Annotated in this window: 20 protein-coding genes and 1 riboswitch; of the genes, 13 read left to right on the top strand and 7 right to left on the bottom strand. The window is 64.3% G+C overall.

From position 1 onward, the window contains the following. Positions 1-8: 8 nt before the first annotated feature. The 6 genes from NCS00_RS02710 (at position 9) to NCS00_RS02685 (ending at position 4,839) form a co-directional block, all read left to right on the top strand. Positions 9-695 carry a histidinol-phosphatase gene (locus NCS00_RS02710; RefSeq protein WP_034470695.1) on the top strand — a complete coding sequence of 229 codons (687 nt, stop codon included), beginning with the start codon at positions 9-11 and terminating at the stop codon, positions 693-695. Beyond that, entirely contained in the window at positions 688-2,265 is a 1,578-nt protein-coding gene (pcnB, locus tag NCS00_RS02705) for a polynucleotide adenylyltransferase PcnB (protein WP_034470693.1), read from the top strand. Before NCS00_RS02710 ends, pcnB begins: the two co-directional genes overlap by 8 nt. A gap of 78 nt (positions 2,266-2,343) precedes the next feature. Then, positions 2,344-2,898, top strand: coding sequence for a 2-amino-4-hydroxy-6-hydroxymethyldihydropteridine diphosphokinase (gene folK, locus NCS00_RS02700; protein ID WP_008351396.1), 555 nt, complete (start codon positions 2,344-2,346; stop codon positions 2,896-2,898). Continuing rightward, positions 2,895-3,575, top strand: a complete 681-nt coding sequence (locus NCS00_RS02695) for a deoxynucleoside kinase (RefSeq protein WP_034470691.1) — start codon at positions 2,895-2,897, stop codon at positions 3,573-3,575. Before folK ends, NCS00_RS02695 begins: the two co-directional genes overlap by 4 nt. Before the next feature lie 38 nt (positions 3,576-3,613). Beyond that, positions 3,614-4,429, top strand: a complete 816-nt coding sequence (panB, locus tag NCS00_RS02690; RefSeq protein ID WP_034470688.1) for a 3-methyl-2-oxobutanoate hydroxymethyltransferase — start codon at positions 3,614-3,616, stop codon at positions 4,427-4,429. A 110-nt stretch (positions 4,430-4,539) separates the two neighbouring features. Next, complete coding sequence (locus tag NCS00_RS02685; RefSeq protein WP_008351402.1) at positions 4,540-4,839, top strand: hypothetical protein; 300 nt, start codon at positions 4,540-4,542, stop codon at positions 4,837-4,839. Positions 4,840-4,857: 18 nt separating this feature from the next. On the opposite strand, the gene NCS00_RS02680 is transcribed toward NCS00_RS02685, so the two are convergent. Beyond that, positions 4,858-5,790 carry a CopD family protein gene (locus NCS00_RS02680; protein WP_033536571.1) on the bottom strand — a complete coding sequence of 311 codons (933 nt, stop codon included), beginning with the start codon at positions 5,788-5,790 and terminating at the stop codon, positions 4,858-4,860. A 461-nt stretch (positions 5,791-6,251) separates the two neighbouring features. Between NCS00_RS02680 and NCS00_RS02675 the strand changes: the two genes are divergently transcribed. The 4 genes from NCS00_RS02675 (at position 6,252) to NCS00_RS02660 (ending at position 10,776) form a co-directional block, all read left to right on the top strand. Then, positions 6,252-6,998, top strand: coding sequence for a c-type cytochrome (locus NCS00_RS02675; protein WP_008351405.1), 747 nt, complete (start codon positions 6,252-6,254; stop codon positions 6,996-6,998). Positions 6,999-7,019: 21 nt separating this feature from the next. Further along, the gene (locus tag NCS00_RS02670; protein WP_008351407.1) at positions 7,020-8,318 is read left to right on the top strand and encodes a c-type cytochrome; all 1,299 of its coding nucleotides are present in this window, start codon (positions 7,020-7,022) and stop codon (positions 8,316-8,318) included. Positions 8,319-8,410: 92 nt separating this feature from the next. Beyond that, the gene (trhA, locus tag NCS00_RS02665; protein ID WP_008351409.1) at positions 8,411-9,031 is read left to right on the top strand and encodes a PAQR family membrane homeostasis protein TrhA; all 621 of its coding nucleotides are present in this window, start codon (positions 8,411-8,413) and stop codon (positions 9,029-9,031) included. A gap of 236 nt (positions 9,032-9,267) precedes the next feature. Then, positions 9,268-10,776, top strand: a complete 1,509-nt coding sequence (locus NCS00_RS02660; protein WP_008351412.1) for a DEAD/DEAH box helicase — start codon at positions 9,268-9,270, stop codon at positions 10,774-10,776. 15 nt (positions 10,777-10,791) lie between these two features. Here the strand turns inward: NCS00_RS02660 and NCS00_RS02655 are convergent, their stop codons facing one another. The 4 genes from NCS00_RS02655 to ggt all read right to left on the bottom strand — a co-directional run bounded on the left by NCS00_RS02655 (position 10,792) and on the right by ggt (position 15,640). Next, on the bottom strand, positions 10,792-11,304 hold the full coding sequence (locus NCS00_RS02655; RefSeq protein WP_033536572.1) for a PNPOx family protein: 513 nt from the start codon (positions 11,302-11,304) through the stop codon (positions 10,792-10,794). 39 nt (positions 11,305-11,343) lie between these two features. Further along, entirely contained in the window at positions 11,344-12,168 is an 825-nt protein-coding gene (locus tag NCS00_RS02650; RefSeq protein WP_008351417.1) for a ferritin-like domain-containing protein, read from the bottom strand. A gap of 349 nt (positions 12,169-12,517) precedes the next feature. Then, entirely contained in the window at positions 12,518-13,852 is a 1,335-nt protein-coding gene (locus tag NCS00_RS02645; RefSeq protein WP_034470686.1) for an MFS transporter, read from the bottom strand. Between the two features lie 150 nt (positions 13,853-14,002). Beyond that, positions 14,003-15,640: a gamma-glutamyltransferase gene (gene ggt / locus NCS00_RS02640; RefSeq protein WP_034470684.1), complete on the bottom strand. Its 1,638-nt coding sequence runs from the start codon at positions 15,638-15,640 to the stop codon at positions 14,003-14,005. A 460-nt stretch (positions 15,641-16,100) separates the two neighbouring features. Here ggt and NCS00_RS02635 point away from each other — a divergent pair, with 460 nt between their 5' ends. Beyond that, entirely contained in the window at positions 16,101-16,298 is a 198-nt protein-coding gene (locus tag NCS00_RS02635) for a hypothetical protein (RefSeq protein ID WP_008351420.1), read from the top strand. Positions 16,299-16,371: 73 nt separating this feature from the next. Here the strand turns inward: NCS00_RS02635 and NCS00_RS02630 are convergent, their stop codons facing one another. Further along, positions 16,372-16,752, bottom strand: a complete 381-nt coding sequence (locus tag NCS00_RS02630; RefSeq protein WP_034470682.1) for a hypothetical protein — start codon at positions 16,750-16,752, stop codon at positions 16,372-16,374. 224 nt (positions 16,753-16,976) lie between these two features. On the opposite strand from NCS00_RS02630, the gene glpK reads away from it, so the two are divergent. Together glpK and ribB are read left to right on the top strand one after the other, a co-directional pair. Continuing rightward, positions 16,977-18,473: a glycerol kinase GlpK gene (gene glpK, locus NCS00_RS02625; protein WP_250439006.1), complete on the top strand. Its 1,497-nt coding sequence runs from the start codon at positions 16,977-16,979 to the stop codon at positions 18,471-18,473. A gap of 107 nt (positions 18,474-18,580) precedes the next feature. Next, positions 18,581-18,744, top strand: a riboswitch (FMN riboswitch). A 174-nt stretch (positions 18,745-18,918) separates the two neighbouring features. Further along, positions 18,919-19,629, top strand: a complete 711-nt coding sequence (gene ribB / locus NCS00_RS02620) for a 3,4-dihydroxy-2-butanone-4-phosphate synthase (RefSeq protein ID WP_034470809.1) — start codon at positions 18,919-18,921, stop codon at positions 19,627-19,629. A 3-nt stretch (positions 19,630-19,632) separates the two neighbouring features. Here the strand turns inward: ribB and NCS00_RS02615 are convergent, their stop codons facing one another. After that, complete coding sequence (locus tag NCS00_RS02615) at positions 19,633-20,319, bottom strand: HAD family hydrolase (RefSeq protein WP_008351424.1); 687 nt, start codon at positions 20,317-20,319, stop codon at positions 19,633-19,635. Between the last annotated feature and the right edge of the window lie 28 nt (positions 20,320-20,347).

Below are 20,347 nucleotides of genomic sequence, written 5' to 3'. Positions count from 1 at the left end.
GCGCTCCCATGAACCTTGCCCTCTTTGATCTCGATCACACGCTCATTCCCACCGACAGCGACCACGAATGGGGCCGCTTCATGGTGAAGCTCGGCATCGTCGAGGCGGAATCCTTCGCGCGTCAGAACGACGCCTTCTACGCCGATTACAAGGCGGGCGTGCTCGACATCAACGCGTATCTGCACGCGATGCTGGCCCCGCTCGCAAAATACTCGCGCGAACAGCTCACCGACTGGCACGCGCAATTCATGCGCGAAGTGATCAACCCGCGCATCGTGCCGGCCGCCGTCACGCTCGTGCGCGAGCATCAGGACGAAGGCGATCTCTGCTGCCTCGTCACCGCGACGAACGCGTTCATCACCGCGCCGATCGCCGAAGCCTTCGGCATCGAAACGCTGATCGCCTGCGAAGTCGAAACGGTCGACGATCATCCGCTCGGCGCGCTCACCGGCCGGCCGATGGGCACGCCGAGTTATCGCGAAGGCAAGATCGTGCGCGTCGAGCAATGGCTCGCGACGCTCGGCAAGACGCTCGACGACTTCAAGCACAGCTATTTCTACAGCGACTCGCACAACGACATCCCGCTGCTCGAGCGCGTCACGGATCCGGTCGCGACCAATCCCGACGACACCCTGCGCGCGCACGCGCAAGCCAAAGGCTGGCGCATCCTGAACCTGTTCGACACTCGTGATTAAAAAACTCATCCGCAAGCTGTTCGGGCAAGAAACCGCCTCTGCCGACGAAGGCCACGACATCCCCGCCGCTGCTTCCGAAGCCGCGCCGAAACCCGCTCGCAAGAGCACGCGCAAGAAAGCCGCCGCGCCCGTGAAGCGCGATCCGAACGTGCCGGTCATCCTGTCGTCGGAGATTCACGGCATCGATCCTTCGCTGATCTCGAAGAACGCGATACGCGTGACCGACGGCCTGCAGCAGGCCGGGCATCGCGCGTTCATCGTCGGCGGCGCGGTGCGCGACCTGCTGCTCGGCGTCGCGCCGAAAGACTTCGACGTCGCCACCGACGCCACGCCCGATCAGGTGCAGAAGCTCTTTCGCCGCGCGCGCATCATCGGCCGGCGCTTCCAGATCGTGCATGTGCAGTTCGGGCAGGAGATCATCGAGACATCGACGTTCCGCGCGCTCATGGACGCGCCGCCGGAGCCTTCCGCCGAACCGCCGCGACGCCTCAAGCGCGGCGAGCTCGATGCGCGCACGCACGCCGTCGATGCGAGCGGCCGCGTGCTGCGCGACAACGTCTGGGGCGAGCAGCACGAAGACGCCACGCGCCGCGACTTCACCATCAACGCGATGTACTACGATCCGGCCACGCAAACGGTGCTGGATTATCACGACGGCATGGCCGACATCCGCGCGCGCCTGTTGCGCATGATCGGCGATCCGGCCACGCGTTATCGCGAAGATCCGGTACGCATGCTGCGCGTCGTGCGTTTCGCGGCGAAGCTCGGCTTCGAGATCGACGAAGCCACGCGCGCGCCGATCAAGGATCTCGCCGACCTGATGAACAACGTGCCGGCCGCGCGTCTCTTCGACGAGATGCTGAAGCTGCTCTTGTCCGGCCATGCGCTCGCGTGTCTCACGCGGCTGCGTCAGGAAGGGCTGCATCACGGCGTGTTGCCTCTGCTCGATGTCGTGCTCGAACAGCCGCACGGCGAGAAGTTCGTCACGCTCGCGCTCACCAGCACCGACGAGCGCGTGCGCGCCGGCAAGGGCGTGTCGCCGGGCTTTCTCTTCGCGACGCTCCTGTGGCACGACGTGCAGACGCGCTGGCAGCAATACACCGCGAACGGCGACTATCCGGTGCCCGCATTGCATCGCGCGATGGACGATGTCCTCGATATGCAGACGGAGAAACTCGCGATCCACAAGCGCTACTCGTCCGACATGCGCGAGATCTGGGGTCTTCAGCATCGGCTGGAAAAACGCGGCCGCAGCGCGCTGAAGCTGCTGGAACACCAAAGATTCAGAGCGGGGTATGATTTCCTGCTGTTGCGTTGCGAATCGGGCGAGCTCGATGCGGCCATCGGCCAATGGTGGAGCGACTTCATCGACGGCGATCACGCCGAGCGCGAAGCACTCCTGTCGCAAGGCGGCAAGGATCGCAACGCACCGAAGAAGCGCCGGCGCCGCAGCAACGCGAAGCGTCGCTCGGGCGAACCCGGCGCGCAGGACGAGCAAGCCGCGCAGGCAGGCAATGACGACGCGGTATCGAGTGCGGCGAACAGGCGCGAAGCCGCCGACGACGAGTAACGCCGGATTTGGTTACAGTAGCGAAGAGCGATCCTGTTCTCCCGCTTTCCGCTGTGACCCACGCGTAGGACTTCTGCCATGACGATTGCTTATCTGGGCCTGGGGGCGAATCTCGGCGATGCGCGCCAGACCCTGAAAGACGCAGTCGTGTGTCTCGCCCAGCAGCACACGATCACCGTGCTCGCGAAATCGAGCGTCTATCGCACCGCGCCGATCGATTCATCGGGCGACGATTACTTCAATTGCGTCGTCAAGCTCGAAACGAGCCTGCCCGCGCGATCGCTGCTGCGCCTGTGTCATCACATCGAGTTGCAGTTCGGGCGCGAGCGGCCGTATCGCAATGCGCCGCGCACGCTCGATCTCGACATCCTGCTGTACGGCGCATCGAGCATCGACGAAGCCGATCTCGTCGTGCCGCATCCGCGCATGACCGAGCGCGCCTTCGTGCTCGTGCCGCTCGTCGAGCTCGAGCCGGATCTCATCCTTCCTCAACGCGGTCGCGCCGATGCGTTCATCGACGGCGTCGCCGATCAGCGCATCGAGAAAGTCGCGACGTGTCAGTGCATGGTCGCGACGCAACCGCGCGGCTCCAACGCAACCGACTCCCCTTCCACGAAGACAGACTGCCGATGAGCGTTCCGCCACTCACCGTCACCGCGCCTCAACTGCGGCCGCCGCATCGTTACATCGCGATCGAAGGGCCGATCGGCGTCGGCAAGACCACGCTCGCGACGCTGCTCGCCGAACGGTGGTCGATGCGCACGCTGTTCGAGCGCCCGCAGGACAATCCGTTTCTCGAGCGCTTCTATCGCGACACCACGCGGCACGCGCTCGCCACGCAGTTGAGCTTCGCGTTGCAGCGCGCATCGCAGACGCAGGAAGCCGCCGATATCGTCACGAGCGGCGCCGCGCTGATGACCGACTTTCTCGCGCAGAAGAGCGAGCTCTTCGCGCGCCTCACCCTGCCCGACGACGAGTTCCAGCTCTACAAGGACATCGCCTCGCGTATTCATGCGAGCGCGCCCGCACCCGATCTCGTCGTCTATCTGCAGGCGAGTCCGGAAGTGCTTTTTTCGCGCATCCAGAAGCGCGCGCTGCCGATGGAGCTGCAAATTTCCGATTCGTATCTGCGCGCGCTCTGCGATGCTTATAACGACTTCTTCTATCACTACGACGCGACGCCGTTGCTCACGGTGAACGCGGAGCACCTGAACCCGCTCGCCTCGGATGACGACCTCGCGCTTCTGATCGAGCGCATCGGCGCCATGCGCGGGCGCAAGGAATTCTTTGTCAAAGGCGTATCGGTCTGAATTCGCAGCCCGGCCACGCTCTCTTCAGTGAAACGACCATGACGTATCTGCAGGAAACGAATCGCGCGACGATCACCGTCCCCAAGCTCCAGACCATGCGCGAAAACGGCGAGCGCATCGCGATGCTCACGTGTTACGACGCGAGCTTCAGCGCGCTGCTCGAACGCGCGGGCGTCGATGTCATGCTGATCGGCGACTCGCTCGGCAATGTGCTGCAAGGCCACAACACGACACTGCCAGTGACGCTCGCGGACATCGCGTATCACACGGCGTCGGTCGCGCGCGGCAATCGCAGCGCGCTGATCGTCGCGGACATGCCGTTCGGCACCATCGGCTCGAAGGAAGACGCCTATGCGAACGCCGTGCAACTGATGCGCGCGGGCGCGCAGATGGTGAAGATCGAAGGCGGCGAATGGCTCGCGGATACCGTGCGCTTTCTCGTCGAGCGCTCGATTCCGGTGTGCGGGCACGTCGGTCTCACGCCGCAATCGGTGCACGCATTCGGCGGCTTCAAGGTGCAGGGCAAGTCCGAAGCGGCGGCCGAGCAGATGAAGCGCGACGCCATCGCGCTGCAGGAAGCCGGCGCGCAACTGCTCGTGATCGAAGCCGTGCCGACGTTGCTCGCGCGCGAAGTGACCGCAGCGCTCGCGATTCCGACGATCGGCATCGGCGCGGGCGTCGACTGTTCCGGACAAGTGCTCGTGCTGCACGACATGCTCGGCATCTTTCACGGCAAGCGGCCGCGCTTCGTCAAGGATTTCATGCAGGGTCAGCCGAACATTTTCGCCGCCGTCGAAGCCTATGTGCGCGCGGTGAAGGACGGCAGTTTTCCCGGGCCGGAGCACACGTTCTGAGCGAATGCGGCCCCGCGCGGGCCGCGCTTCACGATCTGCGTTTTCTCGTACATACTGGCGAGCTTCTTGCGCATACGCTGCCGATAGTCACCAAAAAAGCGAGAACAATCATGTGGCAGGTCCTTCCCGATGAATACGTCCGTGCCCAGCTCGCGGTCGGCTCGCTCGTCGCGCTGGGCGTGGCGCGCGTGGTGGCCGCGGGAATCGGGGCGCAGCGCGGCTGGCGCATCGCGGCCGTGACGCGCTGGTTCATCGGTGCGGCGGTCGTGTTCTGCCTGCCGCAACTGGTCGAAGTGATCTTCGTCGGCGGTTCGCATACGGCGTTCGTCGAGTTGCAGGGCAAGATCATCGGCTGCGCGGTCGCGCTGTTTTGCGCGCCGATCGTCAGTCACAGGCTCGGCTACGAGTAACGCCGCGCGTCGCCGTTTTCATCCCGCGAGCGACGAACCCGGCACGCTGTGCGACAGCACCGCCGCCGCCACGAAGACACCCGCCATCATCAGCGCTTCGACGCGCATCACGTTGATGACCGTATGCGCGTCCATCGTCGATGCCGAGCGCGACAGGCGCGGCAACGCCGACCAGCGGTTGAGCGCGCCGAACGCGAGCGCCGCCGCAACCAGCAGCATCTTCACGATCAACGCATGACCCCACGCGCTCGCGGTCAGCACCGCGGCCGATCCGCCGATGCCGCGCCACGCGTTGAACACGCCCGTCAGCACGACGAACGCGACCGCGACCGACGCCGCTCGCGACATGCGCGCGACCGTGCGGATCAGATATGCGCGCGCAAGCGATGTATCGAGCGCCGGCAACACGAACGCACCCGCGATCACAATGCCGCCCCACGCCGCCGTCGCGAGCAGATGCAGCGTCTGAACCGCTTCGGCGAGCGAGAACGCGCCGGCATCGGCGGCATGGCCGATCGCCGATTTGCCCGCCGCGACGATCAGCGCGGCAACGAGCGCCATGCCGATCCGCGTACCGGAAAGCGCGCCGCCGCCCGCCGACGCGAGCAGCAACAGCACGCTGCCCGCCAGTGCCACCGACCAGCCGATGCCCGCGTGCGTGCCCGTCGCGACGAGCCACAACGCGCCGCCCGCCTGCACGATCGGCGCGCCGCTCATCGCCGCCGCCTGCAGCCACAACGAAGCGAAGTTGCACAGAACGAGCGCGATGGCTGCGATCGGACCGCCGCGCGCCGCCCGCAGCCAGCCGCGCCGCGCGGGCGATACGGTCGCGAACGCCTGTTCGCGCGACAGCCACACGTTCAGCAGCAGCGCGCCGAGTACGCAGGCGAAGGCCAGATCGGCGAGCGCGGCGAAGGCCGTCTGCGCGAGCGAGAGAGGATCGTCGTTCATCATGCGGAACCCGGCGCGGCGTGAACGCGCATTGCTAAAGGGAAGGTCATCGAAGGAATTTTGCGGAGTCTGAATGAAGGTCCACGGTGCAGCACAGCATCGAACACGAGCGAAACGCCTTGAATTTTTGCCGGACGCTTCCGAAACTGCATGAAGCACGTCGATCGGGCGTCTCGCATCGAGTCGAATATTTGTCGAGAGGCAATGAACCACACGCGCCTATGAAGTTCGTCGCGGGTGGTCAATAGCCGCGCGGCATATTGTCGCGAATGCGCTGCAGCGGGACTTAGAGCGAGATTGTGTCAAATAGTCATCATCATGCATCGATGATAGAATGCCGCGTCGCATCAGAGGCTCGTCGAGCCGCTGTGGCCGTGGTCCGCCACCCACCGCCCCCTGCGTGGCCGTGGTTCGCCACCTTCGCACCGAGCCGCACGAAGCTCGGCAGGTCCCCGAATTTCATGGAGTGTCGCGTGTTTTCAAGACGCATTTTTCGTCCGCTGCTCGCTATGGCTTTTGCCTCGGCTCTGGTAGGCAGCGCTGGCGTTTTCAGCTCCGCCGCGCAGGCGCAGAACCAGCCGATCGCACCGGACACGATGGCCGCGCGCGTGCAAGGCTGTACCGCGTGCCACGGCGTTCACGGTGAAGGCACGGACAACGATTACTTCCCGCGTCTTGCCGGCAAGCCTGCCGACTATCTGTACAACCAGCTCCAGAATTTCCGCGAAGGGCGGCGCAAGTACCCGCCGATGAACTACCTCGTCACGTATCTCTCGGACGATTACCTTCATCAGATCGCGACGTACTTCTCGAACCAGCGCCCGCCGTATCCGACGCCCGTGAAGTCGAACGTGTCGGCCACGACGCTCGCGCGCGGCCAGCAGCTCGTGCTGAACGGCGATGCATCGAAGAACATTCCCGCGTGCGCGGCCTGCCACGGCAAGGGTCTGACCGGCATGCAGCCGGCCATCCCGGGTCTCGTCGGCCTGCATTCGGACTACATCAGCGCGCAAGTCGGCGCATGGAAGTCGGGCACGCGTCACGCGAAGGCGCCCGATTGCATGCAGCAGATCGCCTCGCGCCTGACGGACGACGACGTGACCGCCGTCGCCGCATGGCTCTCTACGCAAACCGCACCCGCCAACCCGGTGCCCGCGCCCGCTGGCTCGTTGAAGATGCCGCTCAAGTGCGGCAGCGAACCGCAATAAGGCGTCTGGAGCGACAACACAATGAAACGCAAGTCCCTGTTCGCACTTTCCTCGGCTGTCGTGGTGGCAGCCGTCGCAGCCGGCGCCGTCCTCTGGTCGGGCGGCGACAACCTGCATTCGGGCGGCGCCATCGCGGCGACGCCTGCCGACAAAGCCGCGCTCATCAAACAAGGTGAGTACCTCGCCCGCGCCGGCGACTGTATCGCGTGCCACACGGTTCGCGGCGGCAAGGAATTCGGCGGCGGCCTGCCGATGGCCACGCCGTTCGGCACGATGTTCACGCCGAACATCACGCCGGACGATCAATACGGCATCGGCAAGTGGACCTCCGACGACTTCTATCGCGCGATGCACACGGGCCGCTCGAAAGACGGTTCGCTGCTCTATCCGGGCTTCCCGTTCACGAGCTACACGAAGGTCACGCGCGCGGACTCGGACGCGATCTACGCGTATCTGCGCTCGGTGCCGCCGGTTTCCGAACCGAGCCGTCCGCATGAACTGCGCTTCCCGTTCAACAACCGCAACCTGCTGATCGGCTGGCGCACGCTGTTCTTCTCGGAAGGCGAGTACAAGCCGGATCCGACCAAGTCGGTCGAATGGAACCGCGGCGCGTATCTCGTCGAAGGCCTCGGTCACTGCGGCATGTGCCACACGTCGATCAACGCGATGGGCGGCCCGGTCAGCTCGGCGGCCTTCGCCGGCGGCCTCATCCCGCTGCAGAACTGGTACGCGCCGTCGCTGACGTCGAACAAGGAAGCCGGTCTGGGCGACTGGGACCTGAAGGACATCAACGATCTGCTGAAGACCGGCGTGTCGCAGCGCGGCGCGGTGTTCGGCCCGATGGCGGAAGTGGTTCACAACAGCCTGCAGTACATGACCGACGCGGACATCAACGCGATCTCGACGTATCTCAAGTCGATTCCGCAAAAGAAGGAAGCGCCGGAAGTCATGCAGCTGGAGACGTCCGAGAAGTTCGGCGGCGAACTGCTCACGCTCGGCAAGAAGGTCTACACCGAAAACTGCGCGAAGTGCCACGCGGAGAACGGTCTCGGCAAGCCGCCTGCATACCCGCCGCTCGCGAACAACCAGTCGATCCAGATGCAATCGGCCGTCAACCCGATCCGTATGACGCTGAACGGCGGTTATCCGCCGAGTACGGAAGGCAACCCGATGCCGCACGGTATGCCGCCGTTCGCACAGTCGCTGTCGGATACGGAAGTCGCCGCAGTCGTGACGTACATCCGTATGTCGTGGGGCAACCACGGCACGCCGGTGTCGCCGCAGCAGGTGAGCAACCTGCGTTCGGCGCCGCTCGACTGATGGCTTCATAGGTCCTTCGCCGGGACAGCGTACAATACGCATATGGGGCGCAGCCTTCGTGGCCGCGCCCCTTGTCTTTTGGTGAATTCGATATGCATGTCGGCGAGCGTTTCAACAGCATCAGCCATTTGATCGGCGCGCTGCTGTCGGTTGCGGGTCTGGCTGCGCTCGTCACGATGGGCGCGCTCGACGGTGACGCGTACAAGGTCGTGAGCTTCGCGGTGTACGGCGCGATGCTCTGCGCGCTCTACGTGATCTCCACGCTGTATCACTGCGCGCGCTCGCCGCGCATGAAAGCGATACTGCAGAAGTGCGATCACTCGGCCATCTACTTGTTGATAGCCGGCAGCTACACGCCGTATACACTAGTGACCTTGCGCGGTCCCTGGGGCTGGTCGCTCTTCGGCGTGAGCTGGGGGCTCGCCGCGCTCGGGATCGTGCAGGAACTCACGCTCGGGCGGCGAACCCGCAGCGTTTCGATGGTGCTGTACGTGTTGATGGGATGGCTCGCGCTCGTAGCCATTCATCCGCTCGTGACGGCGCTGCCGCCCGCGGGAACCGCGTGGCTGGTGGCGGGCGGCGTCGTGTACACCGCGGGCATCTGGTTTTTCATCAACGACGAGCGCATCCGGCACGGACATGGCATCTGGCATCTGTTCGTGCTCGCAGGCAGCCTGTGCCAGTTCGTGAGCGTCGCGCGCTATGTCGCGTGAGCGCCGGCTGGAACGGGTGCCGCAGCGTCGAAGTGTCCATCGATGCAACTAAGCGCCAGATGACGTGTCTTGATAGCACGTCGAACCTCGCGGCAACGCCCGGCGATCGCTGATCGCCAACTGGCCCGCCGCCCGATTTTCCTTCGAGCGATGCACATGCGCTCTGCCGGCCGAAACTTTTCGCCGTGGCCCATTCGCATGCGCGCCGTTCGACACAACGAATAAGCATCCAATTTATGTCCTTTGATTCACTCGGCCTGTCCGAACCTCTGCTTCGCGCCGTCAACGAACTCGGCTATTCCAGTCCCACTCCGATCCAGCTTCAGGCGATTCCTGCCGTTCTGAAAGGCGGCGATCTGCTCGCGGGCGCGCAGACCGGCACCGGCAAGACCGCCGGCTTCACGCTGCCTATCCTGCAGCGCCTGTCGCAACTCGCGCCCGTCACGGGTGGCGCCAAGCGTCCGGTGCGCGCGCTCATCCTCACGCCCACGCGCGAACTCGCCGCGCAGGTCGAAGAAAGCGTGCGCGCGTACGGCAAATATCTGAAGCTCAAGTCGACGGTGATGTTCGGCGGCGTCGGCATCAATCCGCAGATCGACGCGTTGAAGCGCGGCGTCGATATCGTCGTGGCGACGCCGGGACGTCTGCTCGATCACATGCAGCAAAAGACGATCGACGTTTCGCAGCTCGAAATTCTCGTGCTCGATGAAGCCGACCGCATGCTCGACATGGGCTTCATCCACGACATCAAGCGCGTGCTCGCGCGCCTGCCGGCGAAGCGCCAGAACCTGCTGTTCTCGGCGACTTTCTCCGACGAGATCAAGGCGCTCGCCGACAGCCTGCTCGATTCGCCCGCGCTGATCGAAGTCGCGCGCCGCAATACGACGGCTGAGACCGTCGATCAGAAGATCCATCCGGTCGATCGCGATCGCAAGCGCGAGTTGCTCACGCATCTGATCCGCGGCAACAACTGGTTCCAGGTGCTCGTGTTCACGCGCACGAAGCACGGCGCGAACCGGCTCGCCGAGCAGCTCACGAAAGACGGCATCAGCGCGCTCGCGATTCACGGCAACAAGAGCCAGTCGGCCCGCACGCGCGCGCTCAGCGAATTCAAGGCCGAGACGCTGCAGGTGCTCGTCGCCACCGATATCGCGGCGCGCGGCATCGACATCGATCAGTTGCCTCACGTCGTCAACTTCGATTTGCCGAACGTGCCGGAAGACTATGTGCATCGCATCGGCCGCACGGGTCGCGCGGGCGCGGAAGGCGAAGCGGTGTCGCTGGTGTGCGTGGACGAGCATCAACTGCTGAAGGACATCGAGCGCCTCATCAAGCGGCCGATTCCGCGCGAAGTGATTCCCGGCTTCGAGCCGGATCCGAACGCGAAGCCGGAGCCGATCCAGCGCCGCAGTCAAGGACGCGGCCAGGGACAAGGTCAAGGTCAGGGACGCCAGAATCCGCGTAACGGCGAGGGACGTTCGAGTGGCGAAGCACGCCGCGAAGGCGGCCGTCCGAACGGCGATGCACGCGGCGCGCGTCCGGCGAAGCCGAACAACGGCGGCGCGCAGCCTTCGCGCGATGCGCGCACTCACAGCAAGCCGAACGTGAACGCGGGTTCCGCGCCGCGTCGTCAGGAGCCGGTTCAGGCCGGTCAGGTCGCGAACTCGCGCAAGCCTGGCGGCAATCCCGGCGCATTGCTCGGCGGACGGCGCGACGCATTGCGATCGGGCGATCGCAGCCGTTGATGCATCTGTCGTGATTCAGGCGGCGACGCTCGCCGCCCGCTTCAGCCAGTCGAGTTGCTCGCGCCAGCGCGCGAGCGCCGATTGCGCTTCGGTCAGTTCGAAGGCAATTCCGTTCGTGAGTCGCGCATATCCCACCCGTTGAACCTCACCGCTCTCGATCGTGCCGACGAAGCACGCGAGCGGCACATCGTCGAGCGGCACGCGACGCACGTCCAGATGCACTTGATAAAACGCCTCATCGGATACGAAGGCGAGTGTCGCGCGTCCGCTCGCGGTGACAGCCTGCGCCGTCCGCGACGACGGCCACAACGCGAACGCGAGTCTGCGCGCATCCGGCGCGTACAGCTCACCGGCGCTCAACAAAGCGGTTCGCACGCGATGAGCCTCATCCGCCGCGCATAGCGAAACGGTGAAGCCGTCGTCGGCGCGAGCGAGCGCGCCGTCGAAGCGCGCGCGCAGCTCGGGCGGCCATTCATCGAAAACGGATTGCGACGAAAGCGACGGTCGGGGCGTGTTGTGATCGGTCATGAAAAGATGCCGGCTTTGCGCCGGCATCGTCGAACAAGGTTAGCGGAAGAATAACTGCGTCATCTTCGACAGCGGATAGTGCACGCCGGGTTGAATGCGCGCGGGCAGATCGAGCGGCTTGAGCAGCATCTTGATGGCCTGATCCGCCGACAGATTGCGCCGCACGAGCGCATTCACTCGCGCGGAGAGCTCGCGGTTGTACTCGACATCCTGCGCGCGCTCCGGGTAACGAATCGCGAAGACGTGCCGCAGCGCGATCTCCGAATCCTCGCTTTTCAGTTCCACGACGCGCCGCACGAGCGCGCCGAGCACGGCCATGCGGCCATTGCCCTCGATCTTGTTCCACTTCTTGAAGAAATGGAAAAAGTGCTTGTAATGCCGCACTTCGTCCGTGCGGATGTTGTCGGTGATTTCCTTCAGCACCGGTTCATCCGAACAATCGTTGATCGCGCGATAAAGCGTGGCCGTTCCCGTCTCGACGACGCAGCGCGCAACCATCTCGAGCGCGCGCTTCTTCTCGAACTCCTCGTATGAACAAGTGAGCGAGTATTCGTCGAAGAAATTCCTGAACGCAGTGTCCCAGTCGAACTCGGGCCAAACGTGGTTGATGTAGGTCTTGAGCGCCCTGCCGTGCTGCATCTCTTCGGGCTCCCATTCGTTGTTGAGCCACGCCGAGATTTCGGGATCGTCGTGAAAATACTTGCTGAGATTGCTCGTATAGAGGTCCGTCCCGCTCTCGATGAACGAGCAGGCGCACAACAACAAGAGAAGGTGCTCGTTGGATGCCGCCTTCTGACGATCGATTCGCGTGAGATCGATGTCTTCGATGCGCCAAGGCATCACATGTGTACTGTCCGTATGCATATATCGCGCTCCCTGGCTGGACTGAACGCGCCATCGGCCGATGAGAAACGGCCGAGGTTCAGGCGACGCCGTGATTGGATCGACCCCGGCGCTGTTGACTTCAAGTGTCAGCGGCTTGTTTTCATCTTAGCCGCCCTGCAATGAGTTTGCAGACATGGGGACAGACTCACCCGCGGCCCGCCAGTTCCATGCGTTCCAAATTCTTACGATCCGGCGCGGTCGAGTCGTCGGTGCGCTGCAGCATTATTCATGCCGGTTGGCTCTGTATATGGTTGCGTCGTGTTCGAAATGCAAAAGGCGGCCGAAGCCGCCTCGATTGTTTCGCGCGATGCCGTCGCGCAGCGCGCCGTTACGTTGCGCGTCGTGCCGCGCGCATGCGCCAGGCGACGATCGCCAGCGAGATTCCCGACAAGACGGCAGCCAGCAACACGTAGTAACTCGGCGCGAGCTTGTCCCCCGTGACATGGATGAAGGCTTCCACGATGGTCGGCGCAAAACCGCCAAACAGCGTGACGCCGAGCGCATAGCCGATGGAAAGACCCGTCGAACGCACGCGAGTCGGGAAGATTTCGGACATAAGCGCGGGCATTGGACCGGAATACGCGGCCTTGAGAATGCCCGCGACCGATTGGAGAACGACCAGCGACGCGACTGTCGGATGCGCTTGCAGCCACGCAAACATCGGATAAATCGTGACGCCCATGAAAATCGATGTACCGAGCATGATGTGGATGCGCCCGAGCCGGTCGGAGAGCGCGCCCATCAACGGAGAGAAGATGAACTGAAGTCCGCCATTGAGCACCACGACGGCGAACGATGCGGTCGCCGGCAGGTGCAACTGCTTGACTGCGTACAGCGGCATATAGAGTTGCAGGACGTACACGCCGACCGTCGATTGCGCGACGATGCCCACGGCCAGCAAAAGATTCAGCCATTGATTCGCGAACGACACGCCTGGCGCGCTCGCCTTCTGCGCGGAGCGCGTCGCGAGAAACTCCGGCGTTTCGTCCAGATGCGAGCGGATGTAATAGCCAACCGGCCCGACGAGCAGACCGAAGACAAACGGAATGCGCCAGCCCCAGCTTTCGAGTTGCGGCTGCGGCAGCCAGGCGCTGAGTACCGAGCCGAACGCCGCGGCCATGATCGCGGCAAGCCCTTGGCTCGCGAACTGCCAGCTCGCGTAGTAGCCGCGCCGCGCTTCGCTGTGCTCGACCATGAACGCGGTCGCGCTGCCGAACTCGCCGCCGACCGCGAAGCCCTGCACGAGACGCGCGAGCAAGATCAAAAGCGGCGCGGCGATTCCGATGTGCTGATACGAAGGCATCACGGCCATGGTGAGCGTGCCGACCATCATCAGCAGAATGGCGAGCGTGAGCGCGGCCTTGCGCCCTTTGCGGTCGCCGTAGATGCCGAGCACGATCGCGCCGAGCGGGCGCATCAGGAACGAGATGCCGAACGTGCCGATGGCAAGCATCGTCGAGAGCCATTCGTCATTCGACGGGAAGAACGCCTTCGCGATGACCGTCGCGAAATAGCCATAGACGAGAAAGTCGAACCACTCGAGCGCGTTGCCGATCGACGACGAGAACACGATGCGGCGGATCATCGCCTTGGATGGCGCCGGGTGCGGCGCGGGCGTTTGCGCCTGCGTCGGAGCAGCGCCTTGATACACGCGTTCGTTCATGATTTCTCCTATCCCGCTTCCATGTCGTGATGTCCGACCGAGGCCACGAGGCGCGGGCGCGCGGCCCCCTCGCCTGCACAATTGCGGCGATCGGATGCGTGGTTTTTTATCGACGGAGACCGGCCGACGGCGCGGCCTCCGATGGCAGCCTCAGAAGCCTGCGGCGAGTCCGTCGCGCCGGCTGTCGCTCGCCGCGACATAGCCGCGCTCCGGATCATTGCGATCCAGCTTCCAGATGTACTGGCCGGAGCCGAAGTCCATGTAGGGATCGTCGATGGACTTGATCGTGTGGCCGAGACCCTCGAGCGCGCGCGCGGTTTCGAGATCGAGCGTGGCTTCGATGTCGATCGTGAAGTCGCGGTTCACCTTCCAGCGCGGCGCGTCGCACGCGGCCTGCGGCTGCTGGCCGTAGTCGAGCATGCGTACGATGGATTGCAGATGGCCTTGCGGCTGCATGTCGCCGCCCATCACGCCGAAGCTCATGACGGCTTCCTGCCTGCCATCGACCTGCTGAGTGAGAAAAGCCGGAATGATGGTATGGAACGGACGCTTGCCGCCTTCCACGACGTTCGCGGACTTCGGATCCATCGAAAAGCCGCAACCGCGGTTCTGCAGCGCGATACCGGTGTCGGGAACGACCACGCCCGAACCGAAGCCCATGTAATTCGACTGGATGAAGCTCACCATCATGCCGCGCTCATCGGCGACGGACATATAGATGGTGCCGCCCGCCTTGGGCATGCCGAAGTCGAAGTGCGTCGCCTTTTTCGGATCGATGAGCTTCGCGCGTTCGGTCAGATAGGCGTCGTCGAGCATGTGTTCCGGCGTGACTTCCATCGAGCGCGGATCGGCGACGTAGCGATAGACATCCGCGAAGGCGAGCTTCATCGCCTCGATTTGCAGATGCTGCGACTCGATGCGATCGACGTTCAAAGCGCTCACGTCGAACTTGTCGAGAATGCCGAGCGCGATGAGCGCCGCGATGCCCTGTCCGTTCGGCGGAATCTCGTGCACCGTGTAGCCGCGATAATCCTTGCTGATCGGCTCGACCCAGTCCGCGCGATAGTTGCGCAGGTCGTCCATCGTCAACGCCGCGCCGCCCGCGCGCGCGAACGCGGCGATGCGCTCGGCGATCTCGCCTTCGTAGAACGCGCGCGGACCTTGCTGCGCGAGCAGGCGCAGCGTTTTTGCGTGGCCGGGGAAGCGCACGAGTTCGCTCACGTCAGGCGCGCGGCCGTGCGGCATGAATACATCGGCGAAACCCGGCATGTCCTTGAGCTCCGGCACCGCCGCCGCCCACTTGTAGGCGACGATGCTCGCCACCGCATGACCGCGCTCGGCGATTTCGATGGCTGGCTCCATCAGATCCGCGAAGGGCAGCGTGCCGAACTTCGCGTGCAACGCTTCCCACCCGGCGATGACACCCGGCACCGTCACGGCGTCCCAGCCGCGCTTGGGCTGGCGCGCGAGACCGTTTTCCTCGCCGTACTTGCGCCGGAAATAATCGACGTTCCACGCCGCCGGCGATACGCCCGAAGCATTCAGCCCGTGCAGCTTCCGACCGTCCCAGACGAGCGCGAAAGCGTCGCCGCCCAGCCCGCATGACACGGGTTCCACCACGGTAATGGCCGCCGCGGCCGCGATGGCTGCATCGACCGCATTGCCCCCCTTCCATAGCATGCGCAGACCGGCCTGCGCGGCGAGCGGATGAGATGTCGAAACGATATTGCGGGCGAACACCGGAAGGCGCGGGGTGGGATACGGGTTTTGCCAGTTGAAGCGAGTCATTGAATGAAGTCCGAAATTCCAGCGGGCAGAACGTGCCGGCCGACCTTGTGGCCGATCCGGGCAAAGGGGGAATATTGCATTGTCCGCTTAATCCAAAACAAATTCATTTATCGTATAAATTAATGCGCATTGCGCATTAACCGGGCGATCAGGCGTCGCTGATTGCGTGTGCTCGCATGCCGATCCTTGTGTGCGCCGCCGCACGAACCTCAAGTGGATTCTTCGAATTCGCGTGAGCGATGAACCGCTTCTGCATTGATAAAAAGTCAAAGCCAAAATTTTCTCGGCAAATTTGGCACTTGTCAGACGCTTGCCTACAATCCCAATTCCCGGCATCCGCAGCACAAAATCGACGCGTTTGCCCGGCAATTTTTCAGTTTTCCCGTACAACGTTTCGAAGCAAAAAGACCCGGCTTACAAGGCCGGTTGCTTATGCCGTTCGGTCGTCATGGAGAACACAATGCTGAGTCCGCACGAATTCGCCACGCTGCTATTGGTTCAGGAAGCGCCTAATCAGGTCGACATGGAACGCGAAGAGCTCGACGCCCTGCTCGAACGTCAGCTCGTCCAACTCGAAAATCTCGCATCGGGACGTCAGCAATGGCGCCTCACCGCCACCGGCGACTCCACAGTCAAGGCTTTCAAGCGTTACTCGTAGCACGCGGCAGGACTCGGGACGCGGTGCAAGGCCGCGTCCGCTTCACTCTCCCTTCACCTAGCGTCAAGTCGCGTCAGCCGGCCCGCAGTGTCGGGTCCACTGCCGCGCGCCAGCTCAGCGCCTGCGCGCGCTGCTCCAGGAAGAACTTCGCCCACGCGCTTTGCGCTTCGGGGCCGGGATTCGCGCGATAAGCACGATACCGTTCTGCAATCGCCGCCTGGAACGCGCAGAAGCGCTCCTTCTGCAACCCGCCGCGCCGTTCGGCCACATAGGCATCGTAGAAGGCTGAATAGACCGATTGCGCGTCCGCGCCGTAGTCGACGGGCGAGGTCCCGCACATGTCCTGCAGCGCGCTGAACGACGGCGCGCCCAATGAGCCGTCCAGGCTGGGCGTGCCCACGCAGCCCGTCAGAAGCGCCGCGCCCAGCACGCCGGAAATCAACAGCATACGCATCGCACTCACCCTTCAATCGGTTTCGTGCCGCCAGTATCGGACGAACACGAACGCCGCGCCACTCGGCCGAATGGCATAGGCCAAATCCGCATTCGAGCGGTCGATGTCGCGCGGCTTATGCCGTTCGGCCAGCTTGTCCGCGTCGCCTCGCTCCGATAGATTGCGCAAACGGACAGCGGCTTTGCTGCCCGAAACGTCGATGTCCGTTCGAACCGGAGGAGACCATGCAGGATCAGTACGCTCTCGCGCTCGATCAGGGCACCACCAGCTCACGGGCCATGCTGTTCGACCGGAACGGCAACATCGTGTCCTTGGCGCAGAAGGAATTCCAGCAGATTTATCCCGAGGCGGGCTGGGTCGAACATGATCCGCGCGAAATCTGGTCGACGCAGGCAGGCGTCGCCGCGGAAGCCGTCACGCGCGCCGGCGCGAGCGCTGCTTCGATCGCGGCAGTCGGCATAGCGAACCAGCGCGAGACTACGATCGTCTGGGATCGCGAGACGGGCGCGCCGATCTATAACGCGATCGTCTGGCAGGACCGCCGCACGGCCGGCTTCTGTGACGAGCTCAAGTCGCGCGGCCTCGAAGCGATGGTTCGCGCGAAAACCGGTTTGCCTATCGACGCATACTTTTCGGCGACGAAAATCCGCTGGATTCTCGATAACATAGAAGGTGCGCGCGACAAGGCGAAGCAAGGGCGGCTCGCGTTCGGCACCGTCGATAGCTGGCTCGTGTGGAATTTCACGCGTCACGGCTTGCATGTCACCGACGTCACGAACGCCTCGCGCACGATGCTCTTCAACATTCACGAACGCCGCTGGGACGACGAACTGCTCGACGCGCTCGACATTCCCCGCAGCATGCTTCCCGAAGTGCGGACGTCGTCGGAACGTTATGGCACGGCGCGAGGCACCGTGTTCAACGCCGATGTCCCGCTTGCAGCGCTTGCCGGCGATCAGCACGCCGCGCTCTTCGGCCAGATGTGCACGGATTCCGGCATGGTGAAGAACACCTACGGCACCGGCTGCTTTCTCGTCATGAACACGGGCGACAAGCCCATCGAGTCGCGCAACAACCTCGTCACCACGATTGCCTGGCAGATCGGCGATCACGCCAGCTATGCGCTCGAAGGCAGCATCTTCATCGCGGGCGCGGTCGTTCAATGGCTGCGCGACGGCCTCGGCCTCATCCGGCGCGCGAGCGAAATCGAGACGCTCGCGCGCGGCGTGCCGCACGGCGACGGCGTCTATCTCGTGCCTGCGTTCGCCGGGCTCGGCGCGCCGCACTGGAACGCGCGCGCACGCGGCACGCTCTTCGGCGTCACGCGCGGAACGACATCGAGTCATGTCGCGCGGGCGGCGCTCGATTCGATCGCCTATCAGTCCCTCGACGTCTTGAAAGCCATGGAAGCGGACTCGGGCATCCGCATCGGCGAATTGCGTGTCGATGGCGGCGCCTGCGCGAACGATCTGCTGATGCAATTCCAGGCCGACATTCTCGGCGTCGATGTCGCGCGTCCGCGCATCGCCGAGACGACGGCGCTCGGCGCGGCTTATCTGGCGGGGCTCGCGGTCGGCTACTGGAAGGACGTCGACGAACTCAAGGCGCAATGGCAACTGGAGCGCCGCTTCACGCCGTCGATGCCGAAACCGGAGATCGATTCCTGCCTCGCCGGGTGGCGCCGCGCGGTCAACGCCGCGAAGGCATGGGCGGACAGCTAACGGCTATGCATGGCGTATCGCACCCTTTCGCGTCATGCGGCGGTGCAAAAACCGCCGGCGTGCGGTATCCTAAAAAAGCTCGCGAGCCTTGCGGCTTGCGGCATCGAGTACGTCTTCAGGGCGGGGTGCAATTCCCCACCGGCGGTATGTGGCGAGGCTTCGCGGCCGGACCACGAGCCCGCGAGCGCCCGCGCAGGATTCACGCGCGGGGTCAGCAGATCTGGTGAGATGCCAGAGCCGACGGTCATAGTCCGGATGAGAGAAGATGTGCAGATGGTCATGTCCGTCCCCTTGGCGATTTCCGCATCGTGCCGAACCGGACGCCGCCGCGCCTCTTGGCGCGTCGCCGTGGGGTGCCGTTCTGTCTGTTTGCAATGCCCTGAAACGTTTTTCGCTTACATTTCCTGCGAGAGCGTTTCACATGTCCCAGTCCCAAGCTGCCAGCCTGTCGTTCGCCACACCGGCCGTCATCGCCGATGACGCTTCTGCCGACCTTCCCCAGCTCGCTTCGTTCGACGTTCCGCCGCGCATCGCCGCCGCGCTCGACGCCATGCGCGAAGGCCGTCCGGTCGTGCTTCAGGACGACGACGATCGCGAGAACGAAGCCGATCTGATCGTCGCCGCCGAAAAACTCACCGACGCCACCATGGCCCTTCTGATCCGCGAATGCAGCGGCATCGTGTGCCTGTGTCTGCCCGACGACAAAGTACGCGCGCTCGAACTCCCGCCGATGGCCGCCGCGAACGGCAGCCGCTACGGCACGGCGTTCACCGTGTCGATCGAAGCGCGGGAAGGCGTGACGACGGGCGTATCGGCGGCGGATCGCGTGACGACGATCCGCGCGGCGATCGCCGAAAACGCGAACCCGGCGGACATCGTGCGGCCCGGCCACGTCTTTCCGCTGCGCGCGATGCCCGGCGGCGTGCTCGCGCGGCGTGGTCACACCGAAGGCACGGTCGACCTGGCGATCCTCGCCGGCCTCAAGCCTGCCGGCGTACTCTGCGAACTGATGAACGCCGACGGCACCATGACGCGCGGCGCGCAAGTCGAGCGTTTCGCGCAGGAGCGCGGCCTGCCGATGCTGACCATCGCGGAACTGGTGGAATTCCGCGCGGCGCTGGCGGCCGCGCGTGAATCCGTCGAGGAAGCGGCGTAAGGATCAGGAGAGCACGTCGCCGAAATCCCCGCGCACGCCCGCCGCGACGAGCGCGGGCAGCTCGTCCATGTGCTCCATGATTCGCGTGATGCCGGTTTCGCGCAGCACTTGCGCGTAGCCGGACGGAATATGACTCGCGCCGACGAACGCGATGGTCTTCATGCCCGCCGCGCGCGCCGCCGTCAGTCCGGCGACGCTGTCCTCGACGACGAGGCAGCGCTCGGGCGCGACATCGAGCGTGCGCGCCGCGAGCAGATACACGTCGGGATAAGGCTTCGGCCGCTCGACTTGCTGCGCGCTGAACACGCGCGCGCCGACGATCTCGGAAAGCCCCGCCCGCCGCACCGACGCGCGCACGCGCTCCATGCGGCTGTTCGACACGACCGCCACCGGCAGGCCGCAGCCTTCCAGCGCGGCGCGCACGCCGGCGATCGGTCCGACCGAGCGCGCGAGTTCCACCGAGACGCGCGCCTCGATCGTATCGACGAAATCGGGCGGCATCACGATGCCGAACTTCGTCTCCAGATGAGTCAGGAAGCGCGAGGTCTGCTGTCCGAAAGCCGTCTTGACGACCGGTCTGAAGTCGATGCCGGGAAACGTCTCGGTGAGCACGTCCAGCATCACGCGATCCGCGATGACTTCGCTATCGACGAGCACGCCGTCGCAATCGCAGATGAGATGATCGATCATGTTGGCTCGAATTACGTTGAGCCAACAT

This window comes from Caballeronia sp. AZ1_KS37 (assembly GCF_023631165.1).
Lineage (GTDB): Bacteria > Pseudomonadota > Gammaproteobacteria > Burkholderiales > Burkholderiaceae > Caballeronia > Caballeronia zhejiangensis.
This window is presented reverse-complemented; position numbering and strand designations above follow the sequence as displayed.